Genomic DNA, 16,193 nt, shown 5'->3' with positions numbered 1-16,193 from the left:
AAGGGGAGTATAAAACGTGTTAACAACAAAAATCGAATTGAAACCAAGGGTAAAAGATTTTTTAAATAAGGAAATCAAATTGTTTATTAATGGTGACTTTGTATCTTCTATTAGCGAGAAAACATTTGAAACGTATAATCCAGCTACGGAAGAAGTTCTTGCTGTTGTAAGTGAGGCGCAAGCTGAAGATGTTGATAGAGCGGTGAAAGCTGCAAGACAGGCTTTTGAAGCGGGACACTGGGCTGAGATGACTACTGCTGAAAGAGCACATCTTATATACAAACTAGCTGATTTAATCGAAGAACATAAAGAAGAACTAGCACAGCTAGAAGCGCTGGATAATGGTAAACCATATCAAGTTGCACTTGAAGATGATATTCCAGCGACAGTGGAAAATTATCGTTATTATGCTGGCTGGGCTACAAAAATTTTAGGGCAAACAATACCTATTTCAAAAGATTATTTAAATTATACACGTCATGAGCCGATTGGTGTTGTTGGTCAAATTATTCCTTGGAATTATCCATTAGTCATGTCTGCTTGGAAAATGGGAGCGGCTCTTGCGACAGGGTGTACGATTGTGTTAAAACCGGCGGAGCAAACACCGCTATCTCTATTATATGTAGCAGAGCTTTTTAAAGAAGCGGGTTTTCCAAAGGGCGTCGTAAACTTTGTTCCAGGTTTTGGGCAAGAAGCCGGGGCAGCAATTGTAAATCATCATGATATTGATAAAGTAGCTTTTACAGGTTCGACAGTTACAGGGAAATATATTATGCGTCAATCTGCTGAAACGATCAAACATGTAACGTTAGAACTTGGTGGGAAGTCTCCTAATATTATTTTAGAAGATGCTGATTTATCAGAAGCTATCCCTGGAGCATTCCAAGGTATTATGTATAACCATGGTCAAAACTGCAGCGCAGGTTCCCGTGTATTTGTTCATCGGAAACATTATGAGAGAGTAGTAGAAGAACTTGTGAAAATGGCGAATAACGTAAAGCTTGGTGCAGGTATGGAAAAAGACACAGAAATGGGACCGCTTGTCTCTAAAAAACAGCAAGAGCGTGTACTACATTATATTGAACAAGGAAAAGCTGAAGGTGCAACAGTTGCAGCAGGCGGAGAAAAGGCATTTGAAAAAGGCTACTTTGTTCAGCCGACGGTTTTTACAAATGTTACTGATGATATGACAATTGCAAAGGAAGAAATATTTGGCCCAGTCGTTGTAGTCATGCCATTTGATTCGACTGAGGAGGTAATTAAAAGGGCAAATCATTCTACCTACGGGCTAGCTGCTGGCGTATGGACCCAAAATATTAAAACTGGACATCAAGTAGCAAATAGACTAAAGGCAGGAACAGTCTGGATTAATGATTACAATTTAGAAAACGCAGCAGCACCATTTGGCGGTTATAAGCAATCCGGAATTGGGCGCGAACTAGGGTCGTATGCGCTGGATAACTACACGGAAGTAAAGAGTGTTTGGGTGAATATAAAGTAATGATCAAATAGGAAAGCTAACGGACAACTTGAATGAACGATGAAGTTGTCCGTTTTGTTTTTAAGCATGCAATATATAAATCTTTTTCAACACAATTATGAGGGGGATTGGGATGGAAAAGTTAATAGAGTGGTTAGTAGGACAAGTGTGGAGTATAGGATTAGTTGTTTTTGCGCTAGGTGCAGGTGTGTATTTCACAATTGCTACTCGCTTTTTACAAATTCGGTATTTTAAAGAGATGATCAAATTATTATTTGAAGGAAAGAGTTCAGAGACTGGTATATCTTCATTTCAAGCATTTTGTTTAGCTTTATCAGGGCGTGTTGGAATTGGAAATATTGCCGGTGTAGCGACAGCGATTGCCTTTGGAGGTCCAGGGGCTGTTTTCTGGATGTGGGTTATGGCATTACTAGGGGCAGCTAGCGCATTCATTGAATCAACACTTGCCCAATTATACAAAAATAAAGTAGGAAATGAATACCGCGGGGGTACACCATACTTTATTGAAAAAGGCTTGAAGGCAAAATGGTTCGCAGTAGTTGTGGCCATTGTCGTTACGATTTCATATGGCGTTTTATTACCAGGAATTCAATCAAGTAGCATTGCGGTTGGATTTGAAAATTCATCAGGTGTAAGTAAGTATATAACAGGTATCCTTTTAGTTGTTTTGCTAGCGGCGATTATATTTGGAGGAGTAAAGAGAATTGCAATTGTTTCTCAAACTCTGGTTCCTTTTATGGCAATCGGGTATGTCGTAGTGACATGTATCGTTCTAATTGCAAATGTGACAGAAATTCCCAATATGTTCGCTCTCATTTTCTCGAGTGCATTTGGAATCAATGAAATGTTTGGAGGAATTGTTGGAGCGGCAATTGCTTGGGGAGTAAAAAGGGCTGTATTTTCAAATGTTGCTGGTGTTGGAGAAGCAACATATAGTTCAGCAGCAGCTGAAGTATCACACCCTGCTAAACAAGGGCTAGTCCAAGCTTTTTCTGTGTATATAGATACAATTGTTGTATGTACAGCGACAGCTCTTATGATTCTGATAACCGGTATGTATAATGTTATACCTGAGGGAAAAGGTGCAATTGTGAAAACGATGGGGAATATTGAGCCAGGCCCAATATATACCCAACAGGCTGTTGAAACTGTAGTTACAGGTTTCGGTCCATTATTTGTTTCTATCGCCATTTTTTTCTTCGCATTCACTACTTTACTAGCTTATTACTATATTGCAGAAACTACACTTACTTACTTGGATCATAAATTTAAATTAAAATGGCTAAAAACCGTTTTGAAAATTGGATTTTTAACTATGGTTTACATTGGTAGTGTGGAATCAGCTTCTCTTTTGTGGAATCTAGGTGATTTAGGAATAGGCAGTATGGCATGGCTTAACCTTTTGGCGATTTTACTGCTGAGTAAGACAGCTTTAAAAGTATTTAGGGATTATGAAACTCAGAAAAAAGAAGGGAAAGACCCTGTCTTTAATCCTAAAAAAGTAGGAATTGAAGGTGTTGAATTTTGGGAAGAGAGATGTAAAGAGGTGGAAGCTAAGACTTCTAAAAAAAGTGTACCAATTGATGAGAGTATAAAATTTTAGTTTATAGTATCAAGCACATTTTTAAGTATTTTATTCTGAAAATTCAATTATTTTTAAGCGAAGTATTAATAAAGGCCATTCATTATTTTGAATGGCCTTTTTGTGTTGGCTAGAAAATAAGTTTTTTAAGTTTCAACACATTAGACTGTTTGGAAAATACATTATGAAAGTGATTCAATAAAAGCATGTAACACATGATTAAAATGGTCGGTTTCTTCTAAAAATGGGCAATGACAGCTGTTTTCAAAAATAACGAGTTGGGAATTATGAATATGTTTGTGTAAATGTTCTCCTGCAGCAACTGGGATTAATTTTTCTTCTCTCCCAAAACAAAGCAAGGTTGGTTTTGTAATTGTCTTTAATTCTTCACGGTAATCAACAACGGTTTGATCAAATAAAATAGCGCTCGCAATGGATGCTGGAACTTTTGTGACTTCTTCAAGTATCCAGGTTAAATCTTCTGGAGAAAGGGGTTCTTTAAACATAAGAGGAATAAAGCCTTTTAGAAACTCAGTTTGATTTGTTTGAATCTCTCTCATTAAATGAATAAGCGTTGGAAAATCAAAGGCACCGATAGGAAAATCAGGCCATTTAAAATCTGATGCCAGTTCATCTACGATTACCGAACCCTGTATATTTTGTTCTCCAAATTGTTTTATATATTCCCATACAACAAATGCTCCCATTGACCAGCCTACTAATGTAACATCTTTTAACGCTAAAGCCTCTATAAAGGTATGCAAATCACGAGCATAGCTTGTGATTGTGTGGCCAGTTTCAATGTGCGAAGAACGTCCGTGCCCTCGTAAATCAATAGAAATAGCACGGTATTTATCGCTGAAATAAGGGGTTTGTTTATGGAAAAAGCGACTACTCATCCAAACACCATGAATAAAAAGAATCGGCTTACCTTTTCCTTGATCTTCATAGTATAACTCCACACTATTTTCAAGTTTTATTCTAGGCATATTAGAAAGCCTCCTTTTAATAAATAGCTTTTTTATAAGTTTATTATGCTTTTGATATTTTTTTCCTCTTATGTAGGCGAAGTGTAGTATTTTTGTGTAAAAATGAAAGAAACTTGATTTTATTTATAAAAAATGTGTTTAAAATATTGTCATATTTGCTTCTTTAAGATATCCTTTTCATGAAGAGGTGGAAAACATGGAAAAAGTATTAGTTTTCGGGCATAAAAACCCAGATACAGATGCAATTTGTTCTGCGATTGCTTATGCAGAGTTGAAAAAAGAATTAGGAATGAATGCTGATCCTGTACGTTTAGGTGAAATCAGCGGTGAAACTCAATTTGCGTTAGATCATTTTAAAGTAGAAGGACCGCGTTTTGTTGAAACAGTTGCAAACGAAGTGGACAATGTTATTTTAGTTGACCATAACGAACGTCAACAAAGTGCTAACGATATCGAATCTGTTCGTGTGTTGGAAGTTATTGACCATCACCGTATTGCTAACTTTGAGACAAGCGATCCTATATACTATCGTTGTGAGCCAGTTGGTTGTACAGCTACAATCTTAAACAAAATGTACAAAGAAAACGGCGTTACAATTCGTAAAGAGATTGCAGGTTTAATGTTATCCGCAATTATCTCAGATTCTTTACTATTTAAATCTCCAACTTGTACAGAACAAGACGTAGCTGCAGCTCGTGAATTAGCGGAAATCGTTGGTGTTGACGCAGAAAGCTACGGCTTAGAAATGTTAAAAGCTGGTGCAGATTTAAGCGGTAAAACAATGGAACAATTAATCTCCCTGGATGCAAAAGAATTCCAAATGGGCAATGCAAAAGTTGAAATCGCACAAGTAAACGCTGTTGATACAAACGATGTTCTTGTACACCAAGCGGAATTAGAAAAAGTAATCTCTGCAGTAGTAGAAGAAAAAGGTCTAGACTTATTCTTATTCGTTGTAACTGATATCTTAACTAACGATTCTGTTGGTCTTGCTATCGGTAAAGCAGCAAACGCTGTTGAGAAAGCATACAACGTAACATTAGAGAACAACACTGCTACTTTAAAAGGTGTTGTTTCTCGTAAAAAACAAATCGTTCCTGTATTAACAGAAACATTCCAAGCTCTATAATATATAGTAAGTTTGGATAATAGAAAAAGGGCAAGCGGTCGAAAAGTCTGCTTGCCTTTTTGTTATGGAAAGTTAGAAAAGCTTTCATATTGTATCTCGATGGACCTGTCAATTTTGACAGTTTTTTTATTTTTGGCTCTGTTAAACTTAACTGTTGATTTTCCTATTAAAAAAACGAGAAGGAATGTGTGATGCAACCTATTACTTGTGCTAAGTTAGTTAATATTTCTAATTATTGTTTCCAAGTAATAATTAAAAGGCGGTTAATTATAAATACCATTCCAAGAATAATGGCTAAGATTGTTTTATCAACAACATACAGAGCGGATGAGGCAACTCCGAAGATAATGAATTCCAGAATAAATCTGTACGGTTCTGGCAATTTCAACGATGCTTTAGGTGCAATAAAAGTCCCCCATAATATTGCAAAAAGTAGTGGTGAGCCAATACCAAAAATAAATTTTGTATACACACTTTCTCCAACTTGAAAGCCCCAATAACTTAATGATGCAAGGGCACATAACTCTAGAAGAAATCGGATAGCTAAATTTACAGATTTTATGAACAATCAAAGAACACTCCTTTGAAAAACATGTCTTTTTGATATATCCCAGTTTTTCGTCAACAACGTTTTCTTTTCATTATAAATCAACAATAAACGATAACAGATCCTTATTTTTAGAGGGGTTTTATGTTTCATGTCGAATGTTTTTATTCGCGTAGAAGTATATAACAACATGGTGAACAGCGAGCGGTTAAAACACTATAAGTAAATTTAGACTTGTCTGTGACACATGAGTCTAAATACTTAAAGCAAAGTTAAGGAGGAATGTTATGGCTAATATTTCAGGATTGGAAAAGTATAATGAAGAAAACGATTATTATGATGCAAAAAAATTGAAAGATAGACTACAAGCACTTCTTGATCAAGACATTTGTTCCATTTCTGAATTAAAGAAGTGGCTAGTTGAGGAACGACGTTTAAGCGCTGAAGTGGAAGAAGTAATAACGAGTCGTCTAATCGATTTTTATAGAGATACGAAAAACATACATAAACGCGACTTATATTTATATTATCAAACTAATATTCAGCCACTTCTTACAAAATATACTGCTGAGTTTGACAAAAAATTTAGTAATTGTCCGTTCGCCAAATTATTGGAAGATGAAAAATATGGTTATATGCGCAAAGTAAGGTTAGAAAAAAATAAGATGTTTCATGAAGACAATGTTTTGCTTACTGTGAAGGAGCAGGAGTTAATAACGAAATATAAAGAAATTATGGCTAGTATAACGATTGATTGGGATGGGGAAACAAAATCTTATCCGTACATAAAAGCAAAGTTAGATAGTCCAGATAGGGAGATTCGTGAACGCGCATGGCGTGCTTTATCTGAGTCGCATACGCATGTAAAGCACGCTGTAGATAGTATTATGAATGAACTAGTACAATTACGTCATCAAATGGCATTGAATGCGGGATTTAGTAATTACCGTGATTATATATTTAAACTAAAAAATAGAGAATACAACATTCAAGATTGTTATACATTTCATGAGTCTGTTGAAAAACATGTTATCCCGGTATGGAAACATGTAGCGAAACTCTTTAAAACAGAACTTGATATAGAAAAGTATTGTCCGTGGGATATCAGCCCCTGTACATTACAAACATCTCCATTCAACAATTTTGTTGATTTGCTGGATGGAGTCGAAAACATGTTAGGTAAGACCGATTCATATTTTGAGGAGAGATTTCAACATATTCGTGGGCAAGAGTTGATAGATGTAGAGGAGCGAAAGAATAAGGCCCCAGGAGGTGCTTGTTTTACTTTACCGAAAACAAAGAATGTATTCATTTATGCCAACTTTAGCCCATCGTTTCATGCGATTAATGCTCTTATACATGAAGTTGGTCATGCCATCCATTTCTACAAACAGTTTGCGAATGAGAGTGGTATGCAAGAACGATATCTTCGTGAAGAAGTAGCTGAGCTGTATTCCCATAGTCTAGAACTCTTTTTAATGGATAAGCTTAATATATTTTATCCTGAAGATAATGAATGTAAGAAAGCACAAAGGGAACAAATGCATCGTGCATTCTCTTTGTTAATTTCTCCGCTTTCAGGTGACCTATTTCAACATTGGCTCTATACGAACCCAAACCATTCACCCGAAGAACGGGATGCAAAATATCTTGAAATCAGCAAAAGATTTCGGTATTCATCAGTTGATATTACAGGTTTTGAAGCAGAAATTGGAGCAAGTTGGATTGAGTCTTTTCATTATTTTCAGTATCCTTTTTATAAAATAGAGTATGCAATATCACAGCTAGGAGCGTTACAACTGTTTCAAATCTATCGTGAGGATCCAGCGAAAGCAATCGCCTTATTTAAACAAGGGGCAAGTATGGATTGGAATGCATCGATTGCGGATATCTACCAGAGTACAGGTGTTCATTTTGATTTCTCTGAACAAACTATAAAAAATATCTCTGAATTCGTCATACATGTAATGGAAGAATTAAGTTAAAAGCTAGAGGGACTGTTCAAAATCTATCAAAAACATAATCTCTAATTTTTGTTAGAAGAAGGGATTATGTTTCTGATAGAAGTCTATTGATCTTCAAAGTATCGCTTGTTTTTTTATATGAGCAAAGCGTTTATCAATTTACTGGAGAAAGGTGAAGTATTCATTATATTGGGGGGATATGTGTAATGAAAGGTTTGTTAGAACGAATAAATCGTGATATAAGTGCAGAGAGATTAAATGAAATATGGCCTGATTTTAAACAAGTTGCATTTGCACTTTACAATAAACAACATGTGTATGTATTTCATCATCCTATGTTTTCGACAGCAGAGAAGAATGAATTTATAAAATTAGATTGGAATGAACAGTTTGTAGGGGATACTTTCATATTATATGAAGACTATCCAACCGCGATCGTAAATTTAGAAAGATATAGTGATTATGAAAGTATATATTCTCTTTTGGCACATGAACTTTTTCACGGATATCAGTTTTTATTGGGTGAAGGCAGGTTTCCTAATGAATTTATGGGATTTCAATATCCGATGGTAGAGGAAAATATTGAATTAAGAACTAGGGAGAGACGTTGCCTATATAACGCTATTCATAGTGATAATGATCTTGATAAGAGACGAAATATACATCAATTCATTCATTTTCGAGAAAAAAGAAACGGTATGATGAATTGTGAATTCATGCAGTATGAATATATGGTTGAAAGTGTAGAAGGGCCAGCTTGGTATGTTGAAATGAAAGCCTATTCCAAGGTAGGTACAAGCTCCTATCAAAATACTTTGCAAAAATATAGTAGCTTAATTCTTGATACGTATGATGTTGCTTCCAATATAAGAAGAAGTTGTTATAGTTCAGGAATGATTCAATGTTTATTGTTAGATGAAGTAGCTCCAGATTGGAAAACACGTTTTTTAAAAACAAAGCAATCGTTATATGATTTTTTTAAACAGAGTATAGAAATTGAGATAGATCAAATACAAATAGATGAAATAAAAATAGAGGCAGAAACGAAAGAGATTATAAAATTGGTCAAAAAGCAGAGAGAAATAGAATTTAGAGCGTTTCATCATCAAGAAGGTTATCACCTTTTCATAAGGGGAAATATGCAAGTCGATATGTTAAATCCGATGAATCTTATTTTGGATGGAAATAAATTATTACATAGAGATTTTTTAGGTCTACGCATTCATAATAAGCAATACATGATTCAACAGCCGATCATATCTTACTTTAAAGAAAGGATTCAAGATATTGAACAGGTGCACTTCGTAATAAGTGAAAAACCGATTAAAAGTGAAGAAGGATGGAGCGTTTTAGGAGTAGGAAACATAAAAGGTGAATATGAAGAAAAGGGGAATTCCATATTTTTAAACATCAAATAAAGATGCTATGATCTTATTATTCAAGGATATACAAGGATTTTTAGTGTATGAGAATACAAATTACAGATGAATAGAACTTTTGTGATCACGTTTGAAGTGAGGTAGAAGGTAACAATGAAAAGATTATGTATTATTCCATGTGGGAAAAAGAAGATTTGGGATAAGTACCCTGATAAGGGGCCAACAGAAGCAAAGGATGTATACATCAGTCCGTTTGGAAAAGCATGCCAAGCATATGCTTCTCAATTTTTCACACATTGGGTTATTTTATCGGCGAAACATGGATTTTTACTTCCAACTGATATTGTGAAAGAAAACTATGATCTTGCTTTTAATTCGAAAAGTAATGAGATTATTAGTATAGAACAACTAAAAAAACAAATGGTTGATAAAGGATTACTAGAGTTTGATGAAATTGTCCTACTTGCAGGAAAGAAACATAAAAAAGTGGTGACAAAACTATATTCAGAAGAAATCATTTCTTATCCATTAGAAGGATGTAAAGGCATCGGGTATATGTTACAGAAGCTGAAATATGCTGTTGAAATGCAGGAGGAGATTTAGCATTACAAGTAATTAAGGATATGTCGGCAGTGCAATTCCTTTCCGAGTTCTTTTCGGCAACTATACGGAAACCTTAACCCGCTAGACAATGAGAAGTGACTAAGTAGCAGAACGTCTACTGTACGTCGCGTTTACATTTTTATTTGCTATGTAGGGTAGACATTCTATGCCTTAGTCATTGTCCGTACCGCTTATCCCATAATGAATGACAGAACTCCCAAGTCAAAGGGGAACGATAAAATAAGTACTAAATATATAGTGGAGGGATGGCAGTCAAATTATAATGATCTGAACGATCCCTTCGGTCAATGTTCATACAACAGAACGCTAATGTAAAGCTGCTATCAGAACGGCTGATATACAAAAGCCGCTCAATACGTATTATCGACTATGGAAAGGAAATGGACTTATTGCGATGGTGGCGTGTTTAACAAACGGAAATATGTTTTATAAGCCGCAACTGCTGAAATAATACCACCAATTAAAAACAGAGCTGAACCTCCAAGTAGGAATAATCGGCCAACATATGTTTCGCGAGCTTCTTCGATTTGTTCTTGTGGTCCCGTATTCATGTGTCTTCCCCCCAGATAAAAGGTATTTTTTATAGTATATACAAATGCCTAAAAATTGTTAAAAATAAAGAAGGAGAATAATTGGATGCGCTATAAGGATGAGATTAATAAAGTATTATGTATGCTTGAACGATTAGAAACGAATGAAGTGGAAATTTTAGATATTACGGAAGAAATGCTGCCGATCTATATATTCTCCAGAGATGAGTTTGAAGAAGGGCAATTAGGATATAGTATAGGGCCTAATAATGAATCTTTCGTTGGGAACGAAGAAGGAGATTGGAAAGAAAGTTGGTTTGTTATTGGATATGAAGAGTTAATGGGAGATCCATTCTTTGTTGATGTAAAGGATGCCAATTTTCCAGTATATACAGCTGAGCATGGTATGGGAGAGTGGGAACCACTTTTACACAGTGATTCGTTAGAAGAATTTTTAGCTGAATTAACATGTCGAGATAAAGGCTAATAATTAGTCTATGAAAAACAGGGGACTGGTGGAATCCCCCTTGATTGTAAAGAGAACCTTCAATCAGAACATGAGAAATGTTATTTGTAATTTATTACTTGCTCCATAAGTCTTCTTATCTCTTTAACCGGTGGTTTTTTATCGTATATATCAATATATGAAAAATTATAATTTAAATTTCTAACAAGACCTTTTCCTACTTTTGAACTTAGGAAAGGGAATACTTGCCCAGTGTAGTCTTCGAGAGATTTACAGTAGTATTTTTCATCCAAATAAATACTATACTTACATGTTAGCTCTACTAGTGGGTTACCTTCAGAATCATATACATCTTTAGATTCAATAATGTCTATTAATGTAAATCTATCATTAAGATAAACTTTTTTCTTCTTTTCGAGTTTATTAGACAGAATAAAAGCAAGACCTATTGCGTTAATCAATATTTTTCCTCCCAAAAATAATAAACAAAGATATTAATAAAATATATTGTTATATGTTAAATGTAAAGTAGGAGACAGGATTTTAAGAAGAATAAAAAGGAAGAGGATTAATTGGGGAAAAATTATGCTGCCAAAAGCATCAGTTACATAATATCCAGTTGATAGGTAAAACAATCTATTAGATAAATTGAAATGCCAGTATAGTAAATGAATCCCCGCAAGGGAAGAAGCGGGGATTCATAAAGAATAGTCGAGTGTATTGGACTTAACCAAGTAATCTTAACATGAATTTGTTAGGAAGAACCTTGGTAAATACGCCCAAATAAAAAGGTAAGGTTGCAAGAATGATTTAAAAAAAGTCGAAGAGACCTACTTTCCGCGGGTAGGTCTCTTTAACTAGATAATGTTGATGGGCAGTAACTCATCTGGAGTATTTTTATCGTAACAAATGAAATGGATTTTGTGTATTGAGAAAAAATTAGCTATTATGAATTCGTTTTATATATGTGCTGAGTTTTTATTTGTTATGAAATGTGTGATAGGGAAATTTGAAAAAAGACCTGCAAGTAACTTGCAGGTCGTAAGAAGGGGTTCTAATCCAACAGATTAATTAAATGTTAACAATTGTCAGGAATGAAGTCTATAGGTATGATATTGAGAAAGTTTGTATCCAATACTATAACCGTTTTATATTTTAAAAAAGATACGAAAAAGCTTTTTGTATGAAAATAGCGGTCGATATTTATAAATAGATTCATATTTCCAAGCATCATAATGAGAAACTTTGAATTGTTTATTTGAAGTACGAAAAGCAATTACACTATTGTCCCGTTTCATGCTAAACCTCCTTTAATTTGATGCTTATCATTTACGGAAATGAATGGCTCACTTTGCGATGTATTGTTGAAATGATGCGTTTTTAATTATCTGATTGAAACTTCCTTTTCATAAGTGTTTGGTTTATTTTTTAAGTACTGTAATCCATAGATACTTATTAGAATCAAAATGGAAGAGAAAGAGAGAATGATAAGGAAACAAATAATTAAACTTAAAGAAAGAACTTTATTAAATAGACCTGGTAATAATTTATATGCTGCAAAAATTCCGAAAATCGCATTGCAAATAAAAAAAGCATTAGCAACGGCTATGATGTGTTCTAGTGTAATAAAATGATTATAAAGACAGAGAAAGACAAGAAACTACAGGCTGTTATTTTAATGAGGCAAAGTTTGCGACACAACTTGCGTATCATAAAAATAAATGGATTTCTCCAGCTTTATATGAATCTTTAACAGTTATACGTACGCATGCAGAGAAGTGGAGAGAAGTACAAGTACAATGATTTTCAAGTGATGATATAATATTAATAGATGAAAGACTAAGAAAAGCAGGTGAATCTTTTTTGTTTACAAAAGCACAAGAACTTTTAGCTTCCTATTTTGGCTACTCGTCATTTCGCAGAGGGCAAGATGAAACAATTAAAAATGTACTGAATGGAAAAGATACAGTTTGTATTATGCCAACAGGTGGTGGTAAATCAATTTGTTATCAAATTCCAGCATTAGTATTTGAGGGGACGACATTAGTTATCTCACCTTTGATTTCACTTATGAAGGATCAAGTAGATACACTAGTACAAAACGGGATTTCAGCTACATATATTAATAGTTCTATTTCTATTACAGAAGCAAATCAACGAATTCAATTAGCGAAACAAGGGCATTATAAGCTACTTTATGTTGCACCAGAACGCCTTGATTCAATGGAATTTGTCGATCAACTTATCGACATGAAAATCCCGATGATCGCCATTGATGAAGCGCACTGTATTTCACAGTGGGGACATGATTTTCGTCCAAGCTATTTACACATACATCGTATTTTAGATTATCTTCCAGAAAAACCACTTGTGCTTGCGTTAACTGCAACAGCAACGCCGCAAGTACGGGAAGATATTTGTCGTACATTAGAAATTGATCCGGCGAACACAATTATGACAACCTTTGAACGGGAAAATTTATCATTCTCAGTAATTAAAGGGCAGGACCGGAATGCATATTTAGCAGACTATATTCGTCAAAATAAAAAAGAATCTGGAATTATTTATGCAGCGACAAGAAAAGTTGTCGATCAGTTATATGAAGATTTAAATAAAGCGGGAGTTTCGGTTGCACGTTATCATGCTGGTATGAACGATCATGACCGAAATGAGCAGCAAGAGCGTTTTTTACGTGATGAAGTGAGCGTGATGGTAGCGACATCTGCATTTGGTATGGGGATTGATAAATCCAATATACGGTACGTAATTCATTATCAACTTCCAAAGAACATGGAAAGTTATTATCAAGAAGCAGGACGTGCTGGTCGTGACGGATTAGATAGTGAATGTATTTTGCTATATTCTTCCCAAGATGTACAAGTGCAGCGCTTTTTAATCGATCAATCTACTGGAGAATCACGTTTCTCAAATGAACTAGAAAAGCTGCAGCACATGACAGATTACTGTCATACGGAACAATGTTTACAGTCTTTTATTTTGCAATACTTTGGAGAAGAACCGAAAGAAGATTGTGGGCGCTGTGGGAATTGTACAGATGAACGTGAAAGTATTGATGTTACAAGGGAATCACAAATGGTTTTATCGTGTATGATTCGAACAAACCAGCGATTTGGAAAGCAAATGATTGCGCAAGTGTTGACGGGATCGAAAAATAAAAAGGTAATTGAATTTAACTTTCATACGTTACCAACATACGGTCTTTTATCGAAGCGCAGTGTCAAAGAGGTAAGTGAGTTTATTGAGTTTTTAATCTCAGAAGAATTAATCGCTGTAGAACATGGTACGTATCCAACGTTAAAAGTAACAGCAAAAGGAAAAGAAGTATTACTTGGAAATGAAAAGGTATTACGTAAAGAAAGAGTGGAAACAAGACAAATTGTCCAAGATCATCCTCTGTTTGAAGTACTGCGTGAAGTACGGAAAGAAATCGCACAAGGAGAAGGCGTACCGCCGTTTGTTATTTTCTCTGATCAAACTTTAAAAGATATGTGTGCAAAAATGCCGCAAAGTGATGCAGAACTCTTGCAAGTAAAAGGGATTGGAGAACATAAGCTTGCGAAGTACGGTTCTCACTTTTTACAAGCAGTCATTGATTTTATTGAAGAAAATCCAGATTACGCTGAAACGATTAAAACAGAAGTTGTTACTGAGCGTAAAAAATCTGGGAAGGCATCAACAGATTCTCACTTAGATACGTATGAACTGTATAAACAAGGCATGGAACTAAGTATGATTGCAAAAGAAAGAGGCCTATCACGTCAAACTGTGGAAAACCATTTAATTCGCTGTTATGAAGAAGATATGGAAGTAGATTGGCCAAGCTTTGTTCCAGCAAAATATGAATCTCTTATTGAATCTGCAGTGCAACATGCAGAAGGTGGATTAAAGTCTATTAAGGAACAACTTCCAGATGAAGTGAGTTACTTTATGATTCGTGCTTATTTACAAATAAGAAAATAGAGAAGTATGAAGGGGATAGGGAACATGCACTATGTTTTTGTTTATGGCACATTAAGAAAACAACAAGCAAATGCTCATTACTTATATGGAGCAACTTGTATTGCTGACGAAGCATGGACTCATGGGAAACTCTTTGATACAAATGAAGGTTATCCGGCAATGATTTGTACAAAGGAAGAAAAGGTATATGGAGAAATTTATGAAGTAAGCGATAGCGTTTTACAAAAGTTAGATGATTTAGAAGAATATACAGGTAATGCGGAGACAGATTTATATGACCGGATTACACAAACCGTTTATTTTGCTAATAGAGAAATAAATGCATATGTGTATGTTGCTCAGGATAAAGAGATGTTACAGAGACCTATCATTTCTGGTAATTGGGCGGAGTACCGAATAGAGACAAAATAAGAGATGTATTAAGAACATATGTAATGTACAATCCAGATAGTGGATCCTAAAAAATCCTTCTATCTGGGATTTTTTATTAAAAATTTCTGTTTGGTAATTTAAAAATTCCGATTATTGTGATAGTATGTAAATTATAGGTTATTAATAAGGGGGATTTTTAGTGTGGATTAGGAACTTAGTTTCTTACCTGTAGTAGAAAAAACTATTACAGGGGGAAAGTTATAATGAAAGAATTATGGGTGAAGGAATTTTACAAAAAACAATTCAAATTATTAAATTACGATATAAATACGGAAAACTGGCTTCATCATGTTGCTAAAGATGTTCAAGAACAAGTTGGTTATCCAATGCAGACGATGCTGGAACTTGGTGCAGGGAATGGTGGATTTGCAAGAGCTATGTCTAAGTTAAATGTGAAGATGACAACAGTAGAGCTTGTACCAGAATTAGTTGCATTTGCAAGGGAGCACTCTAGTAAAGATATTACGATTCATTGTGGTGATTTCTATCAAATTGATATTCCAGAAAAGTTTGATGTTGTAAGCTACTTAGATGGTTTTGGCGTAGGAACAGATGAAGAGCAATTGTATTTATTAAAGCGTATTCAAAGCTGGATGAAAGACGATGCGTGTGCACTTATTGATATTTATCAGCCACTTTATTGGAAAAAAGTAAGTGGGAAAGAAATGCGATTAGGTTCAGCTATGCGAAAGTATGAATACGATAATTCAAATGAAAGAATGTTAGATCATTGGTGGGATCCTGCTTATCCAAATGATATTGTCACGCAGTCGTTACGTTGTTATACGGTAGAAGAAATTAGTAATCTATGTGATGAAGCAAATTTAAGCATTGTAGGAATTTTCCCAGGTGGCGCATTTGATTTTGAGAAGTGGCAATTTAAAGAGAGAGCATTTTTAAATGAATGCTTGTCTTATCGTATAAAAGTAAAAAAATTAAATAATAAATAGAGTAAAAAGGTGGGTTATTTCCCACCTTTTTTATATTTTAGAAAATTCTTACTTAAACTATTGACTTTATAAACGTATTTTTTATACAATTGTATTTCGACTGAAATTTTCGAACGGAC

The 16,193-nt window shown here is 34.7% G+C and carries 15 protein-coding genes and 1 pseudogene; 10 read left to right on the top strand and 6 right to left on the bottom strand.

The window, feature by feature from the left end:
- Positions 1-16: 16 nt before the first annotated feature.
- Entirely contained in the window at positions 17-1,501 is a 1,485-nt protein-coding gene (locus ACIQ7L_RS01500; RefSeq protein WP_400565823.1) for an aldehyde dehydrogenase family protein, read from the top strand.
- Positions 1,502-1,613: 112 nt separating this feature from the next.
- Positions 1,614-3,104, top strand: coding sequence for an alanine/glycine:cation symporter family protein (locus ACIQ7L_RS01495; RefSeq protein ID WP_400565820.1), 1,491 nt, complete (start codon positions 1,614-1,616; stop codon positions 3,102-3,104).
- A gap of 161 nt (positions 3,105-3,265) precedes the next feature.
- Here ACIQ7L_RS01495 and ACIQ7L_RS01490 read toward each other — a convergent pair whose 3' ends face one another.
- Positions 3,266-4,072, bottom strand: a complete 807-nt coding sequence (locus ACIQ7L_RS01490; protein WP_400565819.1) for an alpha/beta fold hydrolase — start codon at positions 4,070-4,072, stop codon at positions 3,266-3,268.
- Positions 4,073-4,268: 196 nt separating this feature from the next.
- Between ACIQ7L_RS01490 and ppaC the strand changes: the two genes are divergently transcribed.
- Entirely contained in the window at positions 4,269-5,201 is a 933-nt protein-coding gene (ppaC, locus tag ACIQ7L_RS01485; RefSeq protein ID WP_400565816.1) for a manganese-dependent inorganic pyrophosphatase, read from the top strand.
- A gap of 232 nt (positions 5,202-5,433) precedes the next feature.
- Here the strand turns inward: ppaC and ACIQ7L_RS01480 are convergent, their stop codons facing one another.
- Positions 5,434-5,769: a YrdB family protein gene (locus ACIQ7L_RS01480; protein WP_400565813.1), complete on the bottom strand. Its 336-nt coding sequence runs from the start codon at positions 5,767-5,769 to the stop codon at positions 5,434-5,436.
- A gap of 266 nt (positions 5,770-6,035) precedes the next feature.
- Between ACIQ7L_RS01480 and ACIQ7L_RS01475 the strand changes: the two genes are divergently transcribed.
- From ACIQ7L_RS01475 to ACIQ7L_RS01465, 3 genes are all read left to right on the top strand, one after another.
- Entirely contained in the window at positions 6,036-7,733 is a 1,698-nt protein-coding gene (locus ACIQ7L_RS01475) for a M3 family oligoendopeptidase (protein WP_400565811.1), read from the top strand.
- Between the two features lie 185 nt (positions 7,734-7,918).
- A complete protein-coding gene (locus ACIQ7L_RS01470) occupies positions 7,919-9,130 on the top strand; it encodes a peptide ABC transporter permease (protein ID WP_400565809.1) in 1,212 nt (403 codons plus the stop codon).
- Positions 9,131-9,244: 114 nt separating this feature from the next.
- Entirely contained in the window at positions 9,245-9,694 is a 450-nt protein-coding gene (locus ACIQ7L_RS01465) for a DUF6884 domain-containing protein (RefSeq protein WP_400565806.1), read from the top strand.
- A 407-nt stretch (positions 9,695-10,101) separates the two neighbouring features.
- On the opposite strand, the gene ACIQ7L_RS01460 is transcribed toward ACIQ7L_RS01465, so the two are convergent.
- A complete protein-coding gene (locus tag ACIQ7L_RS01460; RefSeq protein WP_170958117.1) occupies positions 10,102-10,266 on the bottom strand; it encodes a hypothetical protein in 165 nt (54 codons plus the stop codon).
- Positions 10,267-10,351: 85 nt separating this feature from the next.
- Here ACIQ7L_RS01460 and ACIQ7L_RS01455 point away from each other — a divergent pair, with 85 nt between their 5' ends.
- Complete coding sequence (locus ACIQ7L_RS01455) at positions 10,352-10,732, top strand: hypothetical protein (RefSeq protein ID WP_400565803.1); 381 nt, start codon at positions 10,352-10,354, stop codon at positions 10,730-10,732.
- Positions 10,733-10,812: 80 nt separating this feature from the next.
- Here ACIQ7L_RS01455 and ACIQ7L_RS01450 read toward each other — a convergent pair whose 3' ends face one another.
- The 3 genes and pseudogenes from ACIQ7L_RS01450 to ACIQ7L_RS01440 form a co-directional block, all read right to left on the bottom strand.
- Entirely contained in the window at positions 10,813-11,172 is a 360-nt protein-coding gene (locus ACIQ7L_RS01450; protein ID WP_400565802.1) for a cytoplasmic protein, read from the bottom strand.
- Positions 11,173-11,859: 687 nt separating this feature from the next.
- Positions 11,860-12,009, bottom strand: coding sequence for a hypothetical protein (locus ACIQ7L_RS01445; protein WP_400565799.1), 150 nt, complete (start codon positions 12,007-12,009; stop codon positions 11,860-11,862).
- 86 nt (positions 12,010-12,095) lie between these two features.
- Positions 12,096-12,368 (bottom strand): annotated as a pseudogene (locus tag ACIQ7L_RS01440) (APC family permease); the annotation flags it as partial.
- 206 nt (positions 12,369-12,574) lie between these two features.
- Between ACIQ7L_RS01440 and recQ the strand changes: the two are divergent.
- From recQ to ACIQ7L_RS01425, 3 genes are all read left to right on the top strand, one after another.
- The gene (gene recQ, locus ACIQ7L_RS01435; protein ID WP_400565797.1) at positions 12,575-14,692 is read left to right on the top strand and encodes a DNA helicase RecQ; all 2,118 of its coding nucleotides are present in this window, start codon (positions 12,575-12,577) and stop codon (positions 14,690-14,692) included.
- 24 nt (positions 14,693-14,716) lie between these two features.
- Positions 14,717-15,103, top strand: coding sequence for a gamma-glutamylcyclotransferase family protein (locus tag ACIQ7L_RS01430; protein WP_400565794.1), 387 nt, complete (start codon positions 14,717-14,719; stop codon positions 15,101-15,103).
- A 224-nt stretch (positions 15,104-15,327) separates the two neighbouring features.
- Positions 15,328-16,074, top strand: a complete 747-nt coding sequence (locus ACIQ7L_RS01425; RefSeq protein ID WP_400565791.1) for a class I SAM-dependent methyltransferase — start codon at positions 15,328-15,330, stop codon at positions 16,072-16,074.
- Positions 16,075-16,193 lie beyond the last annotated feature (119 nt).

The organism is Bacillus sp. NPDC094106 (genome assembly GCF_044764345.1).
In the GTDB taxonomy this organism is placed as follows: domain Bacteria; phylum Bacillota; class Bacilli; order Bacillales; family Bacillaceae_G; genus Bacillus_A.
The sequence above is the reverse complement of the archived record's forward strand: the minus strand, read 5'-3'. Positions and strand labels throughout refer to the sequence as shown.

What these genes read in the sequence shown, in the direction of transcription:
- ppaC (WP_400565816.1), top strand. Translation starts at nt 4,269, where the DNA reads ATGGAAAAAGTATTAGTTTTCGGGCATAAAAACCCAGATACAGATGCA.
- ACIQ7L_RS01465 (WP_400565806.1), top strand. Translation starts at nt 9,245, where the DNA reads ATGAAAAGATTATGTATTATTCCATGTGGGAAAAAGAAGATTTGGGAT.
- ACIQ7L_RS01430 (WP_400565794.1), top strand. Translation starts at nt 14,717, where the DNA reads ATGCACTATGTTTTTGTTTATGGCACATTAAGAAAACAACAAGCAAAT.
- ACIQ7L_RS01495 (WP_400565820.1), top strand. Translation starts at nt 1,614, where the DNA reads ATGGAAAAGTTAATAGAGTGGTTAGTAGGACAAGTGTGGAGTATAGGA.
- ACIQ7L_RS01490 (WP_400565819.1), bottom strand. Translation starts at nt 4,072, where the DNA reads ATGCCTAGAATAAAACTTGAAAATAGTGTGGAGTTATACTATGAAGAT.
- ACIQ7L_RS01445 (WP_400565799.1), bottom strand. Translation starts at nt 12,009, where the DNA reads ATGAAACGGGACAATAGTGTAATTGCTTTTCGTACTTCAAATAAACAA.
- ACIQ7L_RS01470 (WP_400565809.1), top strand. Translation starts at nt 7,919, where the DNA reads ATGAAAGGTTTGTTAGAACGAATAAATCGTGATATAAGTGCAGAGAGA.
- ACIQ7L_RS01425 (WP_400565791.1), top strand. Translation starts at nt 15,328, where the DNA reads ATGAAAGAATTATGGGTGAAGGAATTTTACAAAAAACAATTCAAATTA.
- ACIQ7L_RS01455 (WP_400565803.1), top strand. Translation starts at nt 10,352, where the DNA reads ATGCGCTATAAGGATGAGATTAATAAAGTATTATGTATGCTTGAACGA.
- ACIQ7L_RS01475 (WP_400565811.1), top strand. Translation starts at nt 6,036, where the DNA reads ATGGCTAATATTTCAGGATTGGAAAAGTATAATGAAGAAAACGATTAT.
- ACIQ7L_RS01460 (WP_170958117.1), bottom strand. Translation starts at nt 10,266, where the DNA reads ATGAATACGGGACCACAAGAACAAATCGAAGAAGCTCGCGAAACATAT.